The 19,011-nt window shown below is 71.9% G+C and carries 20 protein-coding genes; 10 read left to right on the forward strand and 10 right to left on the reverse strand.

The window, feature by feature from the left end; all coding sequences use genetic code 11:
* The first annotated feature begins 78 nt into the window (after positions 1-78).
* The 3 genes from BM290_RS16920 to BM290_RS16930 all read left to right on the forward strand — a co-directional run bounded on the left by BM290_RS16920 (position 79) and on the right by BM290_RS16930 (position 2,036).
* Positions 79-930 carry a S1 RNA-binding domain-containing protein gene (locus BM290_RS16920; RefSeq protein WP_093615048.1) on the forward strand — a complete coding sequence of 284 codons (852 nt, stop codon included), beginning with the start codon at positions 79-81 and terminating at the stop codon, positions 928-930.
* 91 nt (positions 931-1,021) lie between these two features.
* Positions 1,022-1,504 carry a ribonuclease E activity regulator RraA gene (rraA, locus tag BM290_RS16925; RefSeq protein ID WP_093615050.1) on the forward strand — a complete coding sequence of 161 codons (483 nt, stop codon included), beginning with the start codon at positions 1,022-1,024 and terminating at the stop codon, positions 1,502-1,504.
* Positions 1,505-1,640: 136 nt separating this feature from the next.
* Positions 1,641-2,036 carry an ATP-binding protein gene (locus BM290_RS16930; RefSeq protein WP_093615052.1) on the forward strand — a complete coding sequence of 132 codons (396 nt, stop codon included), beginning with the start codon at positions 1,641-1,643 and terminating at the stop codon, positions 2,034-2,036.
* Here the strand turns inward: BM290_RS16930 and BM290_RS16935 are convergent.
* Entirely contained in the window at positions 2,021-3,295 is a 1,275-nt protein-coding gene (locus BM290_RS16935) for a PP2C family protein-serine/threonine phosphatase (protein WP_239143441.1), read from the reverse strand. The two genes, BM290_RS16930 and BM290_RS16935, sit on opposite strands and share 16 nt — an antisense overlap.
* Before the next feature lie 213 nt (positions 3,296-3,508).
* Between BM290_RS16935 and BM290_RS16940 the strand changes: the two genes are divergently transcribed.
* Positions 3,509-4,066, forward strand: a complete 558-nt coding sequence (locus BM290_RS16940) for a GtrA family protein (RefSeq protein ID WP_093615054.1) — start codon at positions 3,509-3,511, stop codon at positions 4,064-4,066.
* 34 nt (positions 4,067-4,100) lie between these two features.
* Here the strand turns inward: BM290_RS16940 and BM290_RS16945 are convergent, their stop codons facing one another.
* Positions 4,101-4,664: a uridine kinase family protein gene (locus BM290_RS16945; RefSeq protein ID WP_093615056.1), complete on the reverse strand. Its 564-nt coding sequence runs from the start codon at positions 4,662-4,664 to the stop codon at positions 4,101-4,103.
* Positions 4,665-4,723: 59 nt separating this feature from the next.
* Complete coding sequence (locus BM290_RS16950; protein ID WP_093615058.1) at positions 4,724-5,245, reverse strand: 2'-5' RNA ligase family protein; 522 nt, start codon at positions 5,243-5,245, stop codon at positions 4,724-4,726.
* A gap of 206 nt (positions 5,246-5,451) precedes the next feature.
* Here BM290_RS16950 and BM290_RS16955 point away from each other — a divergent pair, with 206 nt between their 5' ends.
* The 3 genes from BM290_RS16955 (at position 5,452) to BM290_RS16965 (ending at position 7,101) form a co-directional block, all read left to right on the forward strand.
* Positions 5,452-5,994 carry a hypothetical protein gene (locus BM290_RS16955; RefSeq protein ID WP_093615060.1) on the forward strand — a complete coding sequence of 181 codons (543 nt, stop codon included), beginning with the start codon at positions 5,452-5,454 and terminating at the stop codon, positions 5,992-5,994.
* 124 nt (positions 5,995-6,118) lie between these two features.
* Positions 6,119-6,454, forward strand: coding sequence for a hypothetical protein (locus BM290_RS16960; protein WP_239143442.1), 336 nt, complete (start codon positions 6,119-6,121; stop codon positions 6,452-6,454).
* Positions 6,451-7,101, forward strand: coding sequence for a nucleotidyl transferase AbiEii/AbiGii toxin family protein (locus BM290_RS16965; protein ID WP_093615064.1), 651 nt, complete (start codon positions 6,451-6,453; stop codon positions 7,099-7,101). Before BM290_RS16960 ends, BM290_RS16965 begins: the two co-directional genes overlap by 4 nt.
* Positions 7,102-7,116: 15 nt before the next feature.
* On the opposite strand, the gene BM290_RS16970 is transcribed toward BM290_RS16965, so the two are convergent.
* Positions 7,117-7,926, reverse strand: a complete 810-nt coding sequence (locus BM290_RS16970) for a metal-dependent hydrolase (RefSeq protein ID WP_093615066.1) — start codon at positions 7,924-7,926, stop codon at positions 7,117-7,119.
* Between the two features lie 42 nt (positions 7,927-7,968).
* On the reverse strand, positions 7,969-8,154 hold the full coding sequence (locus BM290_RS16975; RefSeq protein ID WP_093615068.1) for a hypothetical protein: 186 nt from the start codon (positions 8,152-8,154) through the stop codon (positions 7,969-7,971).
* 158 nt (positions 8,155-8,312) lie between these two features.
* On the opposite strand from BM290_RS16975, the gene BM290_RS16980 reads away from it, so the two are divergent.
* Positions 8,313-9,773 carry a peptide MFS transporter gene (locus BM290_RS16980; RefSeq protein WP_093615070.1) on the forward strand — a complete coding sequence of 487 codons (1,461 nt, stop codon included), beginning with the start codon at positions 8,313-8,315 and terminating at the stop codon, positions 9,771-9,773.
* 93 nt (positions 9,774-9,866) lie between these two features.
* Here the strand turns inward: BM290_RS16980 and BM290_RS16985 are convergent, their stop codons facing one another.
* A complete protein-coding gene (locus BM290_RS16985) occupies positions 9,867-10,916 on the reverse strand; it encodes a hypothetical protein (RefSeq protein WP_093615072.1) in 1,050 nt (349 codons plus the stop codon).
* 423 nt (positions 10,917-11,339) lie between these two features.
* Here BM290_RS16985 and BM290_RS16995 point away from each other — a divergent pair, with 423 nt between their 5' ends.
* Positions 11,340-11,957, forward strand: a complete 618-nt coding sequence (locus BM290_RS16995; RefSeq protein WP_093615076.1) for a TetR/AcrR family transcriptional regulator C-terminal domain-containing protein — start codon at positions 11,340-11,342, stop codon at positions 11,955-11,957.
* 5 nt (positions 11,958-11,962) lie between these two features.
* On the opposite strand, the gene BM290_RS17000 is transcribed toward BM290_RS16995, so the two are convergent.
* The 4 genes from BM290_RS17000 to BM290_RS17015 form a co-directional block, all read right to left on the reverse strand.
* Entirely contained in the window at positions 11,963-12,616 is a 654-nt protein-coding gene (locus BM290_RS17000; protein WP_239143443.1) for a nucleoside/nucleotide kinase family protein, read from the reverse strand.
* 24 nt (positions 12,617-12,640) lie between these two features.
* Entirely contained in the window at positions 12,641-13,678 is a 1,038-nt protein-coding gene (locus tag BM290_RS17005; RefSeq protein WP_093615078.1) for a hypothetical protein, read from the reverse strand.
* A gap of 107 nt (positions 13,679-13,785) precedes the next feature.
* A complete protein-coding gene (locus BM290_RS17010) occupies positions 13,786-14,481 on the reverse strand; it encodes an SGNH/GDSL hydrolase family protein (RefSeq protein ID WP_093615080.1) in 696 nt (231 codons plus the stop codon).
* 11 nt (positions 14,482-14,492) lie between these two features.
* Complete coding sequence (locus tag BM290_RS17015; RefSeq protein WP_143133785.1) at positions 14,493-16,067, reverse strand: MFS transporter; 1,575 nt, start codon at positions 16,065-16,067, stop codon at positions 14,493-14,495.
* Positions 16,068-16,127: 60 nt separating this feature from the next.
* Between BM290_RS17015 and BM290_RS17020 the strand changes: the two genes are divergently transcribed.
* Positions 16,128-18,944 carry an AfsR/SARP family transcriptional regulator gene (locus tag BM290_RS17020; RefSeq protein ID WP_093615084.1) on the forward strand — a complete coding sequence of 939 codons (2,817 nt, stop codon included), beginning with the start codon at positions 16,128-16,130 and terminating at the stop codon, positions 18,942-18,944.
* Positions 18,945-19,011 lie beyond the last annotated feature (67 nt).

The following is a 19,011-nucleotide window of genomic DNA, read 5'->3' on the forward strand; positions in this document are numbered from 1 at the left end:
GTCCCCCGTTGTCATTGACGAAGGCGAATAGTAGCGACCGGATGGCGCGGGCGGGGAACGCCCGGGGATGATCGACTGATGCGCCTACGTATGGAGCTGTTCGTCGATGACCTGGAGGTGAGCGTCGCCTTCTACACCGGGATGCTGGGCTTCCAGGTGGATCGGCGTTCGGACGGGTATGCCGCCCTCCGGAGAGGGGAGGTCGTCCTGGGTTTCGGGCCGGCCGCGGACCACCCGGCCCGGCAGCCGCCCGGCCAGGCCAAGGGCGCGGGCGTGGAGATCGTCCTCGAACTCGACACCGCCGAGGAGGTGTCGGTCCTGTACGACCACTGCCGCTCCCGGCTGTCCACCGTCGAGGCGTTACAGCTGCGCCCGTGGGGTCTGCACGACTTCCGCCTGTTCGACCCGGACGGCTACTACTGGCGCGTGACTCACGCGGGCCCGCCGCCGCGCGGCGCCGTGGTCCGGGGCACCGTCTCGGAGGTCCACAATTTCGGGGTCTTCGTCCGCCTCGACGGGGATCTCCCGTCCGACTCCACCGGCACCGGTTTCATCCGGGTCCCGGAGGTGACCTGGGATCACATCGACAACGTGGCCGACGTGGTGCACGCGGGTCAGCGGATCTCCGCCGAGGTGCTCGACTTCGACGCCGATCGCGGGCAGGTCCAGCTGTCGTTGAAGGCGTTGCAGCCGGACCCGCTCGTCGCGTTCGCCGAACGGGTCGGTGAGGTGCTGCGCGGACCCGTCGTCAAGGTGGCGCCCTTCGGTGTCTTCGTCCGCGTCATGCCGGGCATCGCGGGTCTGGTGCACGGGTCGGTCCTGCCCCGGATGCCGGCGATGGGTGAGGTCGTCACCGTCCGGATCGCCGAGGTCGACCGGACCCGTCGCCAGGTCCGGCTGGAGCCGGCCGGCGAGCCCGGCGACGAGTAGCCGGACGTCCGGGCCACGGGGTGGCGTATCGTTCCCCGGCCGGTCCGGCCGAGACTGTCGGCGGACTCCACCGACCCGGAAGGAACCAGGAATGGCCGCCACCACCGCCGACCTGTACGACGAGCACGGCGAGAACCTGCAGTCCTGCGACACCCAGCTACGGCAGTACGGCGGTGTGGCCCAGTTCAGCGGCCCCGCCGTCACCGTCTCCTGCTTCCAGGACAACGCGCTGCTCAAGTCGGTCCTCAGCGAACCCGGCGACGGCCGTGTCCTGGTCGTCGACGGCGGCGGCTCGCTGCACACCGCGCTGATGGGCGACCTCATCGCCGGTCTGGCCGTCGGCAACGGCTGGTCGGGCGTCATCATCAACGGCGCCGTCCGCGACGTCGCCGCCCTGCGCGAGCTGCCGGTCGGCATCAAGGCCCTCGGCTCCAACCCGCGCAAGAGCGGCAAGACCGGAGCCGGTGACCGTGACGTCGTCGTCGAGTTCGGAGGCTGCCGTTTCACCCCGGGCGCCCGCGTGGTCAGCGACGACGACGGCATCGTCGTGCTGCCGGCCACCGGCGAGGACTGATCCGCCGGACACCACCACGGCGCTGGTCCGGGCCGCCGCAGCAGGCGATCGCTGTCACTCGTACCCCCTGGTCGGATTGATCCTGGGGTGTGGGGGTATAGGTGATCGCTGTCACGGGGACAACGGGGAAGCCGATGTGGTCAGCGAATTGAATGCCGAGATCGAACTGCCGGACGGCCACGGCGCGGCGTCGGCGGCACGTCGCGCGTTGCGGACGCTGCTGGCCGGTTGGGGCCTCACCGATGAGGATTGGTTGTACGACGCCACGCTGATCGTCAGCGAGCTGGTCACCAACGCCGTCCGGCACGGCGGTGGCTGCCCGGCGCTGCGGGTGCACGCCGAGGACGGGCGGGTCCGGCTGTCGGTCGCGGACCGTTCCAGCCGGGTCCCGCACCGCCGGGACATCGACGAGCACAGCGCCGGTGGCCGGGGGCTGGTGTTCGTCGACGCGTTCGCGCACACCTGGGGCGTGCGCCGGGAGGGCGAGGGCAAACAGGTCTGGGTACGGCTCGCGCCCTACCCCGCCGGATAGGTGTCCAGCAGGGCGCCGGCCGGTGGGACCACCAGCTCGGCGGCCGAGTCCGGGGGCGCCGGGCTGCGATACTCCACGAGCAGCACGGTGGCGTCGTCCTGCAGTTCGTCGCCCTGGTGGTCGAGGATCGCGTGGACCAGGCGGCGGGTGGTCTCCGGGGCGGACAGCTGGTCGGCCATCGCCCGGATCGTGAAGTCGGTGAGCCGGTCCAGGCCGAACTGCTCCCCCGCGGCCGAGCGTGCCTCGACGATCCCGTCGGTGTACAGCAGCAGCCGGTCACCGGGCTCCAGGGCCTCCTGCACCACGACCGGCGGCCGTTGATCACCCAGCGGCACCGGCAGCGCCGTCGGGGTCGGCATGATCTTGACGACCTTGCCGCCCCGCACCACGATGCCGCCCGGATGCCCGGCGGAGATGACCCGGAGCATGCCGGTGCGCTGATCGATCTCGGCCAGCACCGCGGTGATCAGGCCCGGCCGGTCGTAGGCACGGACCGCGGCGTTGATGTGGTGGTAGGTGGCGACCAGGTCCAGCCCGGCCCGACGGGCGTTGCGGTAGCCGGCCAGCGCCAGGCTCGCCAGGATGACCGCCCGCATCCCGCCGGCCGAGCCGTGCCCGACCGCGTCGAAGAGCGCCAGGTGCGCGATGTCGCCGTTGACCGCGTAGTCGAACGCGTCGCCGCCGACGTCGTAACACGGCTCCAGCACACCGCTGATCATCAGGTGGCCGGTGGAGAACGTCAGCGGGGGCAGTTGCGCGCGCAGCATCTCGGCCGCCAGCCGCATCGGCTCGCGACGGCGCACCCGCTCGACGACGTCGCTGTACAGCCCGCGGGTCACCAGCAGCTCGGCCAGCAGCGAGGACACCGCCACGCAGTGGTCGAACCCCGGCTCGTCCAGCTCGGCGGCCGCCGCGACCTCGAGGACCCCGAGCCGCTCCGCGCCGTCGAGCAGGGGCAGCCACAGCCGTACGCCACCGCCGTCGCCCTCGCCGGTGCAGGGGTGCACCTGGGTGAACGCCCGGCCGGGCAGGGTCCCGTCGACCGCGATCGGCTCGCGGTGCGGCACGTCGGGGCCGCTCAGCGGCAGCAGCACCCGCTGCTGGTGGTCGACGACGAAGATGACCATCGCCGTGACGCCGAGACGCTCGGCGGCCCGCATCGCCATGTACGGCAGATCGTCGGGGCGTGCGTGGTGCGACACCCGTAACAGGTGCAGCAGCGGCTCGACCGGTGGTGTCGGCGCCGCGATGCCGCTCAACTGAACCCACCTTCCGCGAGTCACGCCCTCGCCAGCAACCTACCCCCTGATCGGGCGTTCCACCCGGTGGTCGCCGGTTACCGGGCCCTGACGAGCGTCGCCGGCGCCGGACCTCGCCAGCGCCGGGCGCCGCTCCTCCGGGCACGACGCGGCCGTCCGTCCACATGGACCGGGCCGGGCGGCCGCTGGCGCACCCGGACTAGGCTCGGCGGGATGCGGCTTCCGAAGATCGTGCGCAGACACCACGAAGCAGTGAAGTTCCTGCTGGTCGGTGGGGTCTGCTTCCTCGTCACGACAGTCATCAACTACGCGCTGAAGCTGACCGTCCTCAGCGACAAGCCGGTGACCGCGCTCGCGCTCGCGACGATCATCGCCACGATCCTGTCCTATGTGCTCAACCGGGAGTGGTCCTTCCGTACCCGCGGCGGCCGCGAACGCCATCACGAGGCGGCGCTGTTCTTCTCGGTCAGCGCGGTCGGCGTGGTCCTCAACTCGGTGCCGCTCTACGTCTCCCGCTACGTGTTCCTGCTCCAGGAGCCCGACGTGAGCCGGCCGGTACAGGAGATCGCCGACTTCGTCAGCGGCATCGTCATCGGCACGCTGATCGCCATGTGCTTCCGGTTGTGGGCCTTCAAGCGGTTCGTCTTCCCGCACTCGGACGCCCGCCCGCACCGCCGCCGCAGCCGGGGGCGAACCGGTCCGCGCCGCGCCGTCGTCCAGCACGAGCCGCCGGCCCGCGACCGCGAGGCCCCGTCCCGCGACCTTTCCTGACCCCCGCGCCTCCGCCCCGCGGCCCGATCCGGTGTCAACCGTGCTCGGAGGTGTCGATGACGAGGTCGGCGCGGTCGCGGGCGCCGTCGGCGGCGAAGAAGTCCGCTTCTTGAGCCATCCATCTCCGCCAGAGCTGCTCGGCGCCGGCGAGGGAGCCGTCACGGGCGAGGCCGCGTGCCAGCCGTAGCGGCGCCGGCGCGTCGACCCAGATGGCGTAGGTGAGGCGGCCGATCGTCTCCCGGCGGGTGCAGGTGACGCCTTCGAGGACGACGGTGGGCGCCCACGGCTGGGTCCGCCACTCACCGATGGTGCTGCCGTACCAGTCCGTCCAGTCCCTGGCCTGGTAGTGGGCATCCTCGCCGCGAAGCAGCGGCGCGAGCACCTGGGTGTCGAACCGCGGCCACCATCCGGCGAAGTCGTCCCACGAGACGAAGTCGTCGATCTCGATGATCGGCGCTCGCAGCGCCGCGGCGAGACCGCGGGCGAGGTGGCTCTTGCCCGAGCCGCTCGGCCCGTCGACGCCGACGATGCGGATCCCGTTGACCGGCTCCCGAGCGGTGACGGCGGCGGCCACCTCACCCACGACGTCGACACCCATGGGCGCAGCTTAGTCAGCACCTCACCAGGGCACGGTCGTCGGCGGAGTCGTCGCCCTGACTATTCCCGGAGCTGCGGGAATGTCCCGAACGGGCCGACCGGACCGCTGGCCATCGTCAGGTCGACCACTCCCCCGGGCACCAGCGACAGCGGCGGCCGCGACGGTGGCGCAGCGGTCATACCCAGGGTGATGTGGGGCCGGTAGTCCTCGCCCACCAAGCCCAGCGGCGGGTGCCCGAGCCGGAGGAACTCCTGGTGGAGGGCATCCAGCGTGGGGTTGCGGACCACCTCCAGGCCGAAGTAGTAACCGCCCGTCGGCACGTAATAGTCGCCGGGCGGGACGACCGAGTACAGCAAGCCGATGATCCGCGCCGGAAAGACCCTGCCACGGTACGGCTCCGTCGCCGCGACGATGCCGGCCACCTGTTCCTCGGCGCAGTCGACGTGCAGGACGGACACATGCGGCGGCGCCTTCTCACCGAGCGCCATGAGCGGCTCGTGACCATCCGCGATGGCGTACGACAGCTCGACCAGCGAGCGTGACGTCTCCGCGTCCGGCCGCAGCACCACTCCGTAGGCCATCGGGATCCCGCCCTTTCCGGCGTCGTGTGTGCCGACCAGTGTGCCAGCCGGCGCCGGCCAGACCGGCGTCGATGATCAGTGTCGGCCGCTGTCCATGTGGTTTACCTCTATCCGGGGATCGACGCTAAGAGGCATAACTGCGACGCTTCTTTCCGCCGCACAGAAGCCGCAAGGCGCACCTTCGATCCGAAAAGTGAGAAAACCACATGAGCCTGCACGTGTCCGACGCTGCCGTCACCGCCCAAGCCAAGCAGATGGCCAAGAAGCGGTCCCGCAAGTACGTGGTGGCCGCCGCCGGCCTCGCCACCGTTCTCGCCGCGGGCGGCGCCTGGGCTGCCATGCAGGTCACCGGCGACGGCACCGCTTCCGCGACCGCCTACCAGGAGCAGCAGCTCACCATCACGGACGCCGCGTTCTCGGGGCCGCTGTTCCCGGGCGGGAAGATCGATCTCACCTTCAAGGTGACCAACCCGAACCCGTTCAAGGTCAAGGTCAGGACCATCGGCCTCAAGCAGGGCTCCCCGCCCGCCATCACCTGCAAGCAGGGTGAGGACAAGTACCTGTCCGGACCGATCGGCGCCGCGGGTACGTCGTTCACGATCCCGGCCGCGGACCAGACGGTCATCGACGCCAACGGCGCCACCGGCACGGTCACGATCAAGAACGCGGTGCAGTTGTCGAACGACGCCACGAAGGGCTGCGCCCTGACGCTGCCGTTCACGATCACCGGTGAGTCGCTGCCGAGCTGACCGGCGAACCGAGGGGGCGGGAGCCGCCGGCCTTCCCGGGCCGGCGGCTCGTTCCCGCTCCGGACGGCCAGGTGCTTCGAGGTCACCGCCGACGTAAGCTGACTTTGTGAGTGCCCGTGCAGCAGTGACGCGATCCGACCGGCTGAGCCGGCCGGGTCGCCGTGCGCTCGTCGTCGCCGACCTGGGCACGCTGCGCGGCCCGACGACGGGTGTCGTCACGTTGCCGCACCGGCTGGTGTGGGCGCCGCCGCCGGCGGGCCGGTTCGACCTGGCCGACGCCTACGACCGTGCGCGGCTGTATGAGATCGTGCTGCGCGAGGCGGTCCGGGCCGCCGAACTGCAGACGTGGCTCAGCGGTGACCTGCTGGTCGAGCTGTGGCCCCGGCTGTATCTGCCTCGCGGCGTGCGCCAGGCGTGGGAAGAGGTTCATCAGCGTCTCGCGGCGGTGCCGGTCGTTTGACGGGCGCCATCGACGAGTTCCACCTGCAGGTCGCGAAGATCGCGTTGTCCGTCGCCGACCGGTTCGGATTCGTTCTCGGCGGTGGTCTGGCGCTGATCCTGCACGGCATCGTCGACCGGCCCACCGAGGACGTCGACGTGTTCGGTGACGAGGGCGCCAGCGTCGCCTCCGCCTCCCACGCGGTGATCGAGGCGCTGGCGGCCGCGGGCATCCCGGTCGAGCAGGTGGACACCGGCTCCGACGTGGTCGACGGCCTCGACTACCTGATGGCCGAGCTGGTGGCCTTCCGCCCGGCCGGCGGGGCGGTCCGGTTGAGCCTGGGCCACCTGCAGCGGACCAGGGAGCCGGTGGTGCTCGACATCGGCCGCGTGATGGCTCTCGACGACCTGATCGCGTGGAAGGTCGCCGCCCTGGTGAATCGGGCGGAGGTCCGTGACTTCGTGGACGTGGCGGCGTTCCTCGCCGAGCACACCCCGGCCGCTCTGGTCGGCCTGGCGAGGGTGGTCGATCCGGGCCTGTTCAGCGAGGACGTCGCCGCGGCGGGACGCCGGCTCGACCAGACACCGGACCGCGCGTTCGCAGCCTACGGTCTCGACACCGGCCAGGTGGCCCAGTTGCGCGACCGATTCCGGGCCTGGCCCCGCTGATCCGCTGCCGGAGCCTCACCACACGGCGCCGAGCAGCAGCACCGAACCGGCCCCGGCCGCGGCCATCAGCCACACCACCACCGTCTCGGCCGGCGAACCGGTCCGGAACCGCATCCACCGCGGCGTGCCGACCGGCGTCCACCGGCAGCCCCTGATCCGGGCCGGCCACAGCAACGGCACCGCGGAGAAGGTGAGCGCGTCGCCGAGCGAATGGGCCAGGCAGCCCCAGAACACCGCAAGTCCCAGCCACCACCAGGAGCCCGCCCTGTCCTGGATGGCGGCGACGAACACCACCGCGACCAGCACCGCGCCGACCGCGGCCGCGAACCGGTGAGCGCCCTTGCCGAGACGACGGAACCGGCCCGGCAGCAGCATGTCCCCGATCCGGGCGCGGGTACGTGACGACAGGGCGGCGTGGGCGGCCAGCCACACGGACAGCCCGACCACCCACAGCCCCACCGACGGCACGGTCAGCGCGCACAGGACACCGACGGCCAGCCCGAGAACGACGGCGCCGACGGCGGTGTGGGTGATGCCGCGGTGCCCGCCCCGGCCGCGGCCGGTGAGGCAGTGGCGGCAGGAGGCCGACCGCAGGGACGCGGCGCCGATCGACACCGCGCCGGCCAGGATCCGGGTGAGCGGTCCCAGGGTGCGGGCGACGGTGGATTCCGGATGGTCCAGGTCGGGAAGCAGAGCCATCCCGGTGGACACCGCCGCACCGGCGACGACAGCGACGGCGGGCGGGGCATGTCCGGCGGCGGCCGCCAGAGCTGATCCGGCCAGCCAGCCGACCCCGCCGGACAGGGCGTGAGACTTACCGAGCATCGATGGTCACCACTTCATGCTCGCCCTTGGACGCAACCCCGATCACTTCAGGAACTGCTGGCCCACCCCGGCGGTCGCGATGGCCGCGGTGATTCCCGCGAAGACACCCTCGGCCCGATATCCAAGTACGCCCACGAGCGCCGCGGCGAACACGACGACGAGCCAGTGCCACGACGCCGTACCGTCGTGGTGCTCGTGCTCCTCACACCTGCCATCCGGTTTCGTCACAGCGCACCTCTCTCGCAGGAGTGGGATCAAGGCGCCGAAGGCATTCCGACCTGTCTCCACGATGCGCGTCCGGGCCGCCGACGCGACATGGGCACCAGTTGGAATCCGGAAAGGAATCGGTCACCGTTTGCCGTGGCGGCAGCCGGGAACACGGGGGCATGGACGTCAATACTTCCGCGCCGGAGCGGGATCGGTCGTTCTTCGGCCAGCCGCGCCCGCTGGCCACCCTGTTCGGCGTCGAGCTGTGGGAACGGTTCTCGTTCTACGGCATGCAGGGCATCCTGCTGATCTACCTGTACTACTCGGCCGCCGACGGTGGCCTGGGCATCAGTGAGAGCACCGCCGCCGGCATCGTCGGCGCGTACGGTGGCGCCGTCTATCTGTCCACGATTCTCGGCGCGTGGACCGCCGACCGGCTGCTCGGCCCGGAACGGGTGCTGTTCTTCAGCGCGGTCCTGGTGATGTGCGGGCACATCGCCCTCGCGCTCCTGCCGGGCCTGCTCGGCGTGACCGTCGGCCTGATCCTGATCGCGATCGGCAGCGGCGGGGTCAAGGCGAACGCCACCTCGCTGGTCGGATCCCTGTACGACGAGCACGACGAACGCCGCGACGCCGGCTTCTCCCTCTTCTATCTGGGCATCAACCTGGGCGCTCTGGCCGGGCCGCTGCTGACCGGCCTGCTGCAGAAGAACGCCGGATTCCATTTCGGGTTCGCCCTGGCCGCGATCGGTATGGCCGTCGGGCTGGTGCAGTACTCGGTCGGCCGACGCCGCCTGCCGCCGTCCGCGCGCGAGGTGCCCAATCCCCTGCCGGCCCGGTCCCGTCCGCCGGTGGCCGCGGCCGCCGCGGCCGTCGTCGTGCTGCTGGCCGTGCTCGCGGTCACCGGGGTGCTGGCCGCCGACCGTCTCGACACCATCGTGGTGATCGTCAGCGCGGCCGCCGCGGTCTGCTACTTCGTGGTCATCCTGGCCAGCCGCCGGATCACCGGCATCGAGCGGCGCCGGGTGCTCGCGTTCATCCCGATGTTCCTGGCCAGCGCCGCGTTCTGGTCGCTGTACCAGCAGCAGTTCACGGTCGTGACGATCTACTCCGACCAGCGCCTGGACCGTACCCTGTTCGGCTGGGAGATGCCGGTGTCGTGGGTGCAGTCGATCAACCCGGTCTTCATCATCGTGCTGTCCGGGGTCTTCGCCGCCCTGTGGACCCGGCTCGGTGACCGCCAGCCGAGCACACCGATCAAGTTCGCCGCCGGAACCGTCACCATGGGCGTGGCGTTCCTGCTGTTCCTGCCGCTGGCCGGCGGCGGCCCGAACAGTGCGCCGCTGCTGGGCCTGGCCGGGATCCTGCTCGTCTTCACCATCGCGGAGCTGCTGCTGTCACCGGTCGGTCTGTCCCTGTCGACCAAGCTGGCGCCACGGGTCTTCCACACCCAGATGGTGGCCCTGTTCTTCCTGTCGGTCGCCCTGGGCACCGCCCTGTCCGGCACCCTGGCCGGCTATTACAGCCCCGACCGGGAGACCGCCTACTTCGGGATCCTCGGGGCGATCGCGATCGTGCTGGGCCTCGCGCTGGCCGCGGCGGCCAGGCCGATCAGCCGCCTGATGAGCGGAGTCCGGTGACCGACGACCCGGACACGGTGATTCCGGCGATCGTCGCCGGATCGCAGGTGACCGGGGCCGCCGGTGACCGGCTCTCGGGCAGCCCACGTGCCGTCAATGCCGGCTCAGGGCCGCGGCGACGGCGGCCTGGGGAGAGGGCAGGGCGTGCAGGTGGAAGCCCTCCAGGCTCTCCGTGAAGGCGTCCGGGTCGAGGGACGCCTGCCGGAGCACCGCGGCGGCGGCCGCACTGCCGGCGCAGTCCGGGGCGAGAGCGGCACAGACGCGAACCGCGAAAGCCGGGTCCGTGAGCCACTCAGCCGTCGGGGCGCCCAGTTCGCCGAGGCCGAGCACCATGGCGGCCCGGTATCGCGGTGATCCGCGACGTGCCTCAGCGGCCTGGTAAGTGATCATCTCCTCCCGATGCCGGCTCAGCTCGGGATGCCCGGTCAGGGCCGTGACGGCACCCGCGGCCGCCGACCTCAGCTCCTCCGGGCTATCGGGGGCGAGCAGCGAGAACAGTGGGTCACAGCAGTCGGTGAGCAGGTCGAAGCAGTCGACCTGAGCCGCCGCCAGCAGCACTCGTCCCGGTTCGTCCCGGTCGCCCCATGCGAAGATCGAACGCTCCCGGCTCAGGTGATCATCGAGCCAGGCGGCCACGATCGGCTCGTCCCGGCGGGCCGCCGCCAACCGCATGTCGTCCAGGTCCGCACCGCCGAGAGCGGCCCGGGCGAAAGTGTCCTGGGCGGGGAAGGCGGATGCAAGGGTGTCCTGGGCAAAGGCATCCTGGGCAAAGGAGGCCGGGGCGAAGGTGTCCTGGACAAGGGCGGCCGGGGCGAGGACGGACCCGGCGCGGGCCGGCCGGGCGAGGGCGGCGCGGGCCACATCCCGGATCCACGACACCGCCGACCACCGCAGCGTGGGATCCGCACCACCGAAGTCGTCGGCGGTGACGGTGTCCACGAGATACCGCAGGCCGAGAACCGTTGCCGGAGTGATCCAGCCGCCGCAGTACAGAGCCGACCACAGAAAGGTGTACGGCTGCCAGTTCGCGTCCGGGTGCTCCTCGATGTAGCGCACCTCGTCGCCGGTGCGCAGCGCGTCCAGCAGGTCCTTGCCGTCGCGCGCCGGTCCGTATGCGTGGAAGGCCCGGTCCCATTCGGTCACGACCGGTAGGTTACGTCGCCGGCGCGATCCGGCGGCTCGGCGACGGCTGACCGGCCGACGCCGGCCGACAGGGAAAGGGCGCGGTCAGAGGTGGTCGCGAAGTCACGGCTCCTGGCGGAGGAGTGCCGCGATCCGGCGCTGCCACGCCGGCAGGAACCGCGGCGGACGGGTGGCCGGGTGATGCTGGTGGTTACGCGTGGGATGAGTCCGGGCTCGGTGCCCGGCCGGGTGGTGGTGCCGGTGTTCGCGCGCGGGGTGGAGCCGGACTCGGTGCCCGGCGGGGTGGTCGGTGTGGGCCGGAACACCGGGAATCCGATGGGTCGCCCGGTGCAGCAGACCGCGAAGGGTCATCGCCAAACTCCGTTCTCTATCACTGATAGAGAAACTCTAGCACTGATAGAGTGCTTCGCGGAGGTGTCCGAATTGGCGCTGGATCGACAGCGGATCGTCGCCGAGGCCGTGGCACTGCTCGACGCGGAGGGCCTCGATGGCGTGACGACGCGCAAGCTCGCCGCGCGGCTCGGTGTGCAGTCACCGACCCTCTACTGGCATCTGCCCAACAAGGCGGCCCTGGTCACGGCACTCGCCGACGCGATCCTGGATCAGGAGTTCGGCGACATGTCACCGCCTGCCGCGGATCAGCCGTGGCCGGAGTGGCTCGCCGAGCTGGCCGGGCGCCTGCGCCGGGCCCTGCTCGCTCACCCGGACGGCGCGCGGGTCGTCTCGGCGTCGCAGCTCTCCGTCACCATGGCCGCGATCTCCGAGCTGGCGATGAGCACACTGGTCGCCCGCGGCGTCCCGCTGCGCCGGGCCCGCGTGATCGTGCTGACCGTCGAGCGGTTCACGGTGGGTCATGTCCTGGAGGAGCAGGCGCCGCGCCCGGACGCGGCGGCGCTCAAGGACTTCGACATGGCCGCGTTCACCCAGCGTCACCCGACCGCGATGGCGGCCATCACCGAGTATTTCGCGCCCGGCCGCACCGTGGACGACCTGTTCCGCGAGTGCCTCGACGTGGTGATCGCCGGCGCCGCGCCACGGTAAGGCCGTCACCCGGCCCGCATGATCCGCGGCGCCTCGACGTCCGCGTTGTCGATCAGGATGTCGGCCCGCCGCTGTGGCGAACAGGCCGCGAAGTAGATTTTCTGCGCCTCGACATAGCGTCGCATCGCCGGATGACCGGGGTCAGGATTCGTGCCGTCACGACCGGCCATCCGCCGCGCCGTCACCGCGAACGGCACCTCGAGAAAGACCGACAGATCCCACACGTCCCCGATCTCGTCGCGATGCAGGAACAACCCGTCGACGATCAGGACGCTCCCCGGCGATGCGGTCCGGAACGGCGGATCGAGAACCGCGTCGGTCACCAGATCGTGCGCGGCCGACCGATAACGGCGTCCACCGCCGGGAGCGAACGGTTCCAGAACGTCCTCCCGGAACCGCTGATAGTCGTACGAATCAAGCCAGAAACCCTCCGGCGATTCGCGCCCCCGCCGATAACGCACGGCCCGGACGTGGTGGAAATCGTCCAGCGAAATCCGGACAACCGGCCGGCCGAGCGCACGCACCGCATCGGCGAGCTCGTCGGCGAACGTGGTCTTCCCGGAGCCGTCCGCACCGTCGACGGCAACCCGGAGGCAGAAACCGTCCCGGCGTACGGGAATCCGGCGCGCCACCTGCCCGATGACATCCTGTCGTTGCACAGATCCTGACACCGGGCAAGGCTCTCAGGTCAGCCGTGACCCGACGTGATCGGCGAACCACGCGAAGAACCCGCCAGCCGGATCGGGGCCGTCACGGACGGTGGCACGCCACTCGGGCCGGCCGAGCACGGCGAGGTACTGCCGTACGACGCGGTCCCGTTGCTCGACGGTGCAGCCACTGCGGTCCGGCGGCTGGGCCGTCAGACGGTCCGCGATCATCGCGGCATCGGCATACCGGTTCACCGCCGGCCGCTGCCGGGCGAGGTGCGAGGCATGCGCGCTCAGCACGGCCGGCGCCGGCGGGTACTCCGCCAGGGTCATACCCGTGCCGCCGCAGCCGGTCATGGTCCTCAGCAGCCGGCCGGTGTGATCGATCAGCTCGTCGTCGGCATCGTCCCGGGTGATCGCTTCGTGCAGGTGCACCGCGGTGGCGACCGCGCCGGCGAAGTGGCCGTTGAGGTGATCGCCGTCGCAGGCGTGCCGCAGCAGCCACGCCCGGGAGTCCACCGTGCTCAGCCGGCACAGCGCCTCGACGACGTGCACGCGGCCCCAGCCGGCGACCCGCTCGGCGAGCCAGAGCAGCGCTGCCGTGCCTCCCCGGCGACGTTGCAGCGCCTCCGCGGCGAGCGGCCCGAAGTGATTCGACAGCAGGCCGATGGTCTGGATCAGCGGGATGTCGTCCTCGGCCCGGTCGGCGGCCAGCAACGCGAGCCCGACCGTGGCGGCGTTGCGGTCGGGGCTGTGCCGTACCAGCCATCGGCCGGTCTGCCGCATGAGCTGCCGATCCGCGCGCAGCGCCGCGGCGGCGATGTGGTCGTTGCGCTGGTGCGGGACGTGGACGTCGCGGAGGACGTCCACGAGTTCGCCGGGCTGCGCGCCGGGCCGGCTGAAGTGCCTGTCGAGGAGGACAGCCACGTCGGCTCCGTAGAGGCGCCGGGCGGTCGGCCGGGAGCGGTGACGGGCCTCGTCCGGATACGGCTCGCCGCCGTGCGGCAGCGGACCGTCGGGATGGCGCCGGTGAAGGCGCAGCGCATGGACGAACAGGGTGCTCGGGGCGCTCACCGGCGGGTGGCGGACTCGATTCTCTCGATCATGGCCGCGATCGTGCCATCCCGTGCACGCTTCGGCAAACGGTGGCGGCCGGGTTCCGTACCCGGCCGCCGCCGTTGTCAGAGAGGAATCTCGCCGGCCACCGCAGCGGACCAGCGGCGGTAGCCGAGGGACGACGGGTGGAACCCGTCGGGCGAGAAGTACGCGGGCACGAACGGCAACAGGAGTTTCCCGGGGACCCAGGTCGCGGCCGGGCGTTCGTCGCAGACCCGCTGGGAGACCTCGTCCAGGGCGACGGCCCGGGCGGCCAGGTGGCGGCCCAGGGTGCGGGGCATGCACGGCAGGTGTTCGAACGGCGGGATCCCGGCCACCATCACCCGGCCGGCACGGCGGCTCGACTCGTCGGCCACCGCGGCCAGGTCCTCGCCCCACTCGTGCGGCTGCCGGCCGCCGAGCACGTCGTTGGCGCCGCCGACGATCACCACGATGTCGGCCTTGTCGGGGATCTGCGGCAGCAGGCGGTACCGGATCCGCCGGGCGGTGGCGCCGTACTGCCCGACGGCCGTCCACTCGACCGTCCGGCCGGTGCGTTCGACCAGGTCACGGGCGAGCGAGCCACCGAAGCCCTCGTCGTGGGTGTGGACCCCGTAGCCGGCGGCGAGCGAGTCGCCCAGGATGACGACGCGCAGCGGGTGCCGGGGGGTCATGCCCGGTACGACACCCGTGGCCGGGCCCTCGGCCGACGGGATCGACACCGTGCGGCGGCGTTTCCACATCGCCTGAGCGGCGACGACCGGCAGAAGCAGTGCATTCATGTGTACGCCAATCAACTGTTCAGGTCAGCGGAAATCGATACGGGGACCGGCAGCGGCGCCGGTCGCCGGGTCAGCAGGAGTCCGCAGGCGACGGCGGCGGCGAGGGCGGCTGCTCCGCTGATCAGGAAGACCGTCGACACCGCGTCGTTGGTGGCCGACCTCGCGATCTCGGCGGCTGTCTCCCGTACCCCGGCCGGCAGGTATCGCCCGGTGTGCCGGCCGAGGCCGGCGCCGATCTCGGCGATCAGCCGGTCCTTCGGGAGGGGCTGGCTCACCGTGTCGAGCAGCGGCTGCGCGTTCTGCTTCGCCTGGAACTGCACGACGGCGCCCAGTACGGCCACTCCGGCGGCGGTGCCGATCTGACGCATGGTGTTGACGGTTCCGGTGGCCATTCCGGCGTCGGCCGGCTCGACCGCGGCCAGACCGGCGGACGCGGTGGCGGCGGCCCCGACGCCGAGGCCGGCGCCGGCCAGGACGAAACCGGGGGCCAGCACCGCCATCGATCCGCTCTCGTCGATCAGTGAGGCGGCCAGCAGGCCCGCGCCGGCCAGCACCAGGCCGAGGACCAGCAGCGGGGTGGCGCCGAACCGGCGCAGCAGCGCCGCCGCGACCGGCGCGGCCACCAGCGCCGTCGCGGTCAGCGGCAGCACCCGCAGGCCGGTCTCCAGTGGCGAGTAGCCGGCCACGTTCTGCAGATGCAACGCCAGGTAGTAGGTCGCCGCGACCAGGGTGGCGGCCGTCGCGAACGACTGCAGCGCGACGCCGGCGAAGGCCGGCCGGACGAGCAGCCGCAGCGACAGCATCGGGTCGGCGGTCCGGCGTTCCCACCCGACGAAGGCGACCAGCAGCACGGCGCTCGCGGTGCACAGGCCGAGGATCGGCCCGCTGGCCCAGCCGTCGTCGTTGCCCCGGATCAGCGCGGTCAGCAGCGCCAGCAGGCCGCCGCTGAGCAGGGCCGCGCCGGTCCAGTCGTTGCGGGGCGCCCGGTCCGGCCGGGATTCCCGCAGGCGCAGGCAGCCGGCCACCGCGAGCAGGCCGATCGGCACGTTGATCAGGAAGATCCAGCGCCAGCCGGGCCCGTCGACGAGCACGCCGCCGATGAGCGGCCCGGCGGCGGTCGCGGCCGCGTAGCTGGCGCCGAACACGCCGACCGCCCGGGCCCGCTGGGCCGGCTCGGGGTAGGCCGCGCCGAGCAGCGGCAGCGCGGTGCCGAACAGCAGGGCCGCTCCCCCGCCCTGCACGGCGCGGGCGGCGATGAGCGTGGCGGCCGAGCCGGCCAGGGCGCAGGCGAGCGACGCCGCGGTGAAGACGAACAGCCCGGCGACGAAGACGCGGCGCCGGCCGATCCGGTCACCGAGGACGGCCGCGCTGAGCAGTCCGCAGGCGAGCGGCAGGGTGTAGCCGTCGACGACCCACTGCAGCGACGAGAGGGACGCGGTCAGCTCATCCTGGATCCCGGCGAGCGCGACGGAGACGATCGTGACGTCCAGGGTCAGCATGAAAATGGCGGAACAGACCACGACAAGCGTCCATGGCGCTCTCGACGGTGGCGTCGGCATCAGATCTCCTCGGTAGGGAGTGACCATGATGTGGACCGCCACTTGGCAAAAACTTGGCCTTGCCGGGCTCCCCTAGGCTTCCGCCTCATGTTGAACGTGCGCGTGCTGGGCCCGATCACCGCCGACATCGACGGGCGGCCGGTTGACCTCGGGCGCCGTCACCAGCGGGCGATCGTCGGGATCCTGGTCGCCGCGCGCGGTGACACGGTGTCCGCCGACCGCCTGATCGAGGAGTTGTGGAACGGCCGGCCACCGGCCCGCGCGACCGTGTCGCTGCAGGTCTACGTGTCGAATCTGCGGCGGGCGCTCGAACCCGCGAGGGCCAGCCGTGGCCCGGCGACCACGCTGGTCCGCCGATCGTCGGGTTACGCGTTGTCGCTGCCGGAGAACGCCGTCGACGCGTGGCGTTTCGAGCAGTCGCTGGCCCAGGCCCGCAGCCTGCCCGCCGACCAGGCGCGCCCGCTGCTGCTCGACATCCTGCGGTGGTGGCGGGGGCCGGTGTTCGGCGAGTCCCGCGACCAGACGTGGGCGATCGCGGAGGCATCCCGCCTCGACGAGCTGCGGCTGCTGGCCCGGGAGCAGGCGATCCAGGCCGCTCTGCGGATCGGCGACCCCGCCACGGCGATGCTGGAGGCCCAGCAGCTCGTTCGCGACGAGCCGTTGCGTACCGAGGCCTGCCGGCTGGCCGCGCTCACCCTGTGGGCCGTCGGTCGGGAATCCGACGCTCTGGAGACGCTGCGGCACCACCGCGACGCCGTACGCGACGAGTTCGGTCTCGATCCGACGCCCGCACTGTCCGTTCTGGAACAGGCCATCCTCAACCAGCGCACCGAGGTCCTGCACGCCGAGACCGAACCGGACCGGATCCGACCGGCGCAGCTGCCGTTGCAACTGGCCGCCTTCACCGGCCGGGACGCCGAACTGGCCGAGCTGACCGCGCTGGCTCAGGCGTCGGCCGCGACGGTGCCGGTCGCCGTGATCACCGGGATGGGCGGGGTCGGCAAGACGGCGCTGGCGCTGCGCTGGGCCCACCAGCACCAGGACGAGTATCCGGACGGTCAGCTGTACATCGATCTGCTCGGTTTCGCCCCCGCCGGTGAGCCGCTGCCGGCCGCGGAGGCTCTGCGTAGCTTTCTGACCTCGCTCGGAGTCCCGTACGACGCGGTCCCGGTCTCCGTCCCGGATCGCGCCGCTCTGCTGCGCAGCATGCTGAGCGGGCGGCGGATGCTGTTCGTCCTGGACAACGCCCGGGACGCGGATCAGGTGCGCGACCTGATCCCGGGGTCGGCGGGCTGTGCCGTGCTGATCACCAGCCGTGCCCTGCTGAACGACCTGATCACCATGCATCACGCGCACCCGGTCAGCCTGTCCGCCTTCGTCGCCGAGGACGCCGGCCGCTACCTGACCCGCCGGGTCGGGGCGGCCCGGACGACCGCCGAGCCGGACGCGGTGGGCGAGATCGTCGCGGTCTGCGGCGGCCTGCCCCTCGCCCTGGCGGTCGTCGCCGCCCGGATCGCCACCAACCCCACCTTCACGCTCGCCGCGATCGCCAAGGAACTGCGGGGAAGCGGCGGCTTGGACGGCTTCGCGGCGCCCGGTGTCACCCGTGATCCGCGCAGCGTCTTCTCCTGGTCCTACCGGCACCTGCCGGCCGAGGCCGCGGCGCTCTTCCGCCACCTGGCGCTGCACCCCGGACCGGACGTCACCGTGGCCACCGCCGCCAGTCTCACCGGCGCCGCCCCGGCCACGGTCCGTACCTGGATGAACCATCTCGTCGAGGCGCACCTGATCCGCGAGCACCGGCCCGGCCGGTTCCGGTTCCATGACCTGCTCCGCGCCTACGCCGCCGAACTCGCCGGCAGCGACGACGACGACGCGGCCCGGACGGCCGTCGTGCGCCGCGGCCTCGACCACTACCTGCACTCGGCGATGGCGGCGACCGCTCTGCTGCTGCCCCAGCGATACCCGATCACGGTCCTCCCACCGGCGCCCGGGGTCCGGCCGGAGGCCGTCACGACCGAGGCGGAGGCGCTCGACTGGTTCGACAGCGAGTACCGGAATCTGCTCGCCGCGCTCGCCGTCGCCGAGGAGAACGACGACGGCCCGTACTGCTGGCAGTTCAACTGGGCGATCGCCCACTACGTGCAGGACCGCCGCGCCCGGCTCGACGACTCCATCACCCACCTGCGCCGGGCCCTGGCGCTCGCCGAGAGCCATCAGGACGACTGGTGGATCACGACCCTGACGCTCAACCTCGCCCGCTCCTACTACCGATTCGACCAGCGAGGGGAGAGCCGGGCGTGGTACGAGCGGGGCGTCGAGCTGGCGCGCGGGTCCGGAGACCGGTTCCGGTTGACGCAGGCCCTGCTCGGGATGGCGGGCGTCATCAACGGCGAGCACCGGGTCCCGACGCGGGAGGCGGCCGAGACGGCTCACCCGTACGCCCGCGAAGCCCTGGAGATCTGCCGGGAACTCCCCCTCGACAACGGCCGGGTGCTGAACGAGGCCGTCGCCCTCGGGCACATCGCCTGGTACGAGTCCCACCAACCAGACGGCTATCGGGCCGCCGTCGGCCACTTCGCGACCATCGTCGACACCCTGCTGCGCATCGACTACCGGATCGGCGCGGCCGGCACCCTGCTGGAATGGGGCCACCTGAGCCAGCACGCCGGCGCGACCGGCGACGCGATCGCGGCCTACCACCGCAGCCTGGAACTCGCCGGCGAGGTACGCGAACTCCAGGCGGAGGCCCTCACCGGGCTCGTCTACTGCCACCGTGACCTCGGCGACGACACCGGGGCCGACGAGTTCCGCCAGGCGGCGCTGGCCATCATCGAGCACCGGCGGCACCCGGGGATGCAGCGGATCCGGGCGACCCTGGAGGCCGCGTCACGCCCGGATTGACGTTCGCCCGATCCACGGGCGCCACCACGGGCCACGGTCTCCGCCGATCGGCTGATCGTTCGACCGA

It is taken from the genome of Actinoplanes philippinensis, assembly GCF_900113015.1.
Lineage (GTDB): Bacteria > Actinomycetota > Actinomycetes > Mycobacteriales > Micromonosporaceae > Actinoplanes > Actinoplanes philippinensis.

Bases quoted from the DNA above. Each gene is read 5' to 3' on its own strand.
- BM290_RS17015 (WP_143133785.1), bottom strand. From the start codon at position 16,067: ATGGTCACTCCCTACCGAGGAGATCTGATGCCGACGCCACCGTCGAGA.
- BM290_RS16950 (WP_093615058.1), bottom strand. From the start codon at position 5,245: ATGGCCTACGGAGTGGTGCTGCGGCCGGACGCGGAGACGTCACGCTCG.
- BM290_RS16980 (WP_093615070.1), top strand. From the start codon at position 8,313: ATGGACGTCAATACTTCCGCGCCGGAGCGGGATCGGTCGTTCTTCGGC.
- BM290_RS16970 (WP_093615066.1), bottom strand. From the start codon at position 7,926: ATGCTCGGTAAGTCTCACGCCCTGTCCGGCGGGGTCGGCTGGCTGGCC.
- BM290_RS17020 (WP_093615084.1), top strand. From the start codon at position 16,128: ATGTTGAACGTGCGCGTGCTGGGCCCGATCACCGCCGACATCGACGGG.
- BM290_RS16945 (WP_093615056.1), bottom strand. From the start codon at position 4,664: ATGGGTGTCGACGTCGTGGGTGAGGTGGCCGCCGCCGTCACCGCTCGG.
- rraA (WP_093615050.1), top strand. From the start codon at position 1,022: ATGGCCGCCACCACCGCCGACCTGTACGACGAGCACGGCGAGAACCTG.
- BM290_RS16940 (WP_093615054.1), top strand. From the start codon at position 3,509: ATGCGGCTTCCGAAGATCGTGCGCAGACACCACGAAGCAGTGAAGTTC.
- BM290_RS16920 (WP_093615048.1), top strand. From the start codon at position 79: ATGCGCCTACGTATGGAGCTGTTCGTCGATGACCTGGAGGTGAGCGTC.
- BM290_RS16955 (WP_093615060.1), top strand. From the start codon at position 5,452: ATGAGCCTGCACGTGTCCGACGCTGCCGTCACCGCCCAAGCCAAGCAG.
- BM290_RS17010 (WP_093615080.1), bottom strand. From the start codon at position 14,481: ATGAATGCACTGCTTCTGCCGGTCGTCGCCGCTCAGGCGATGTGGAAA.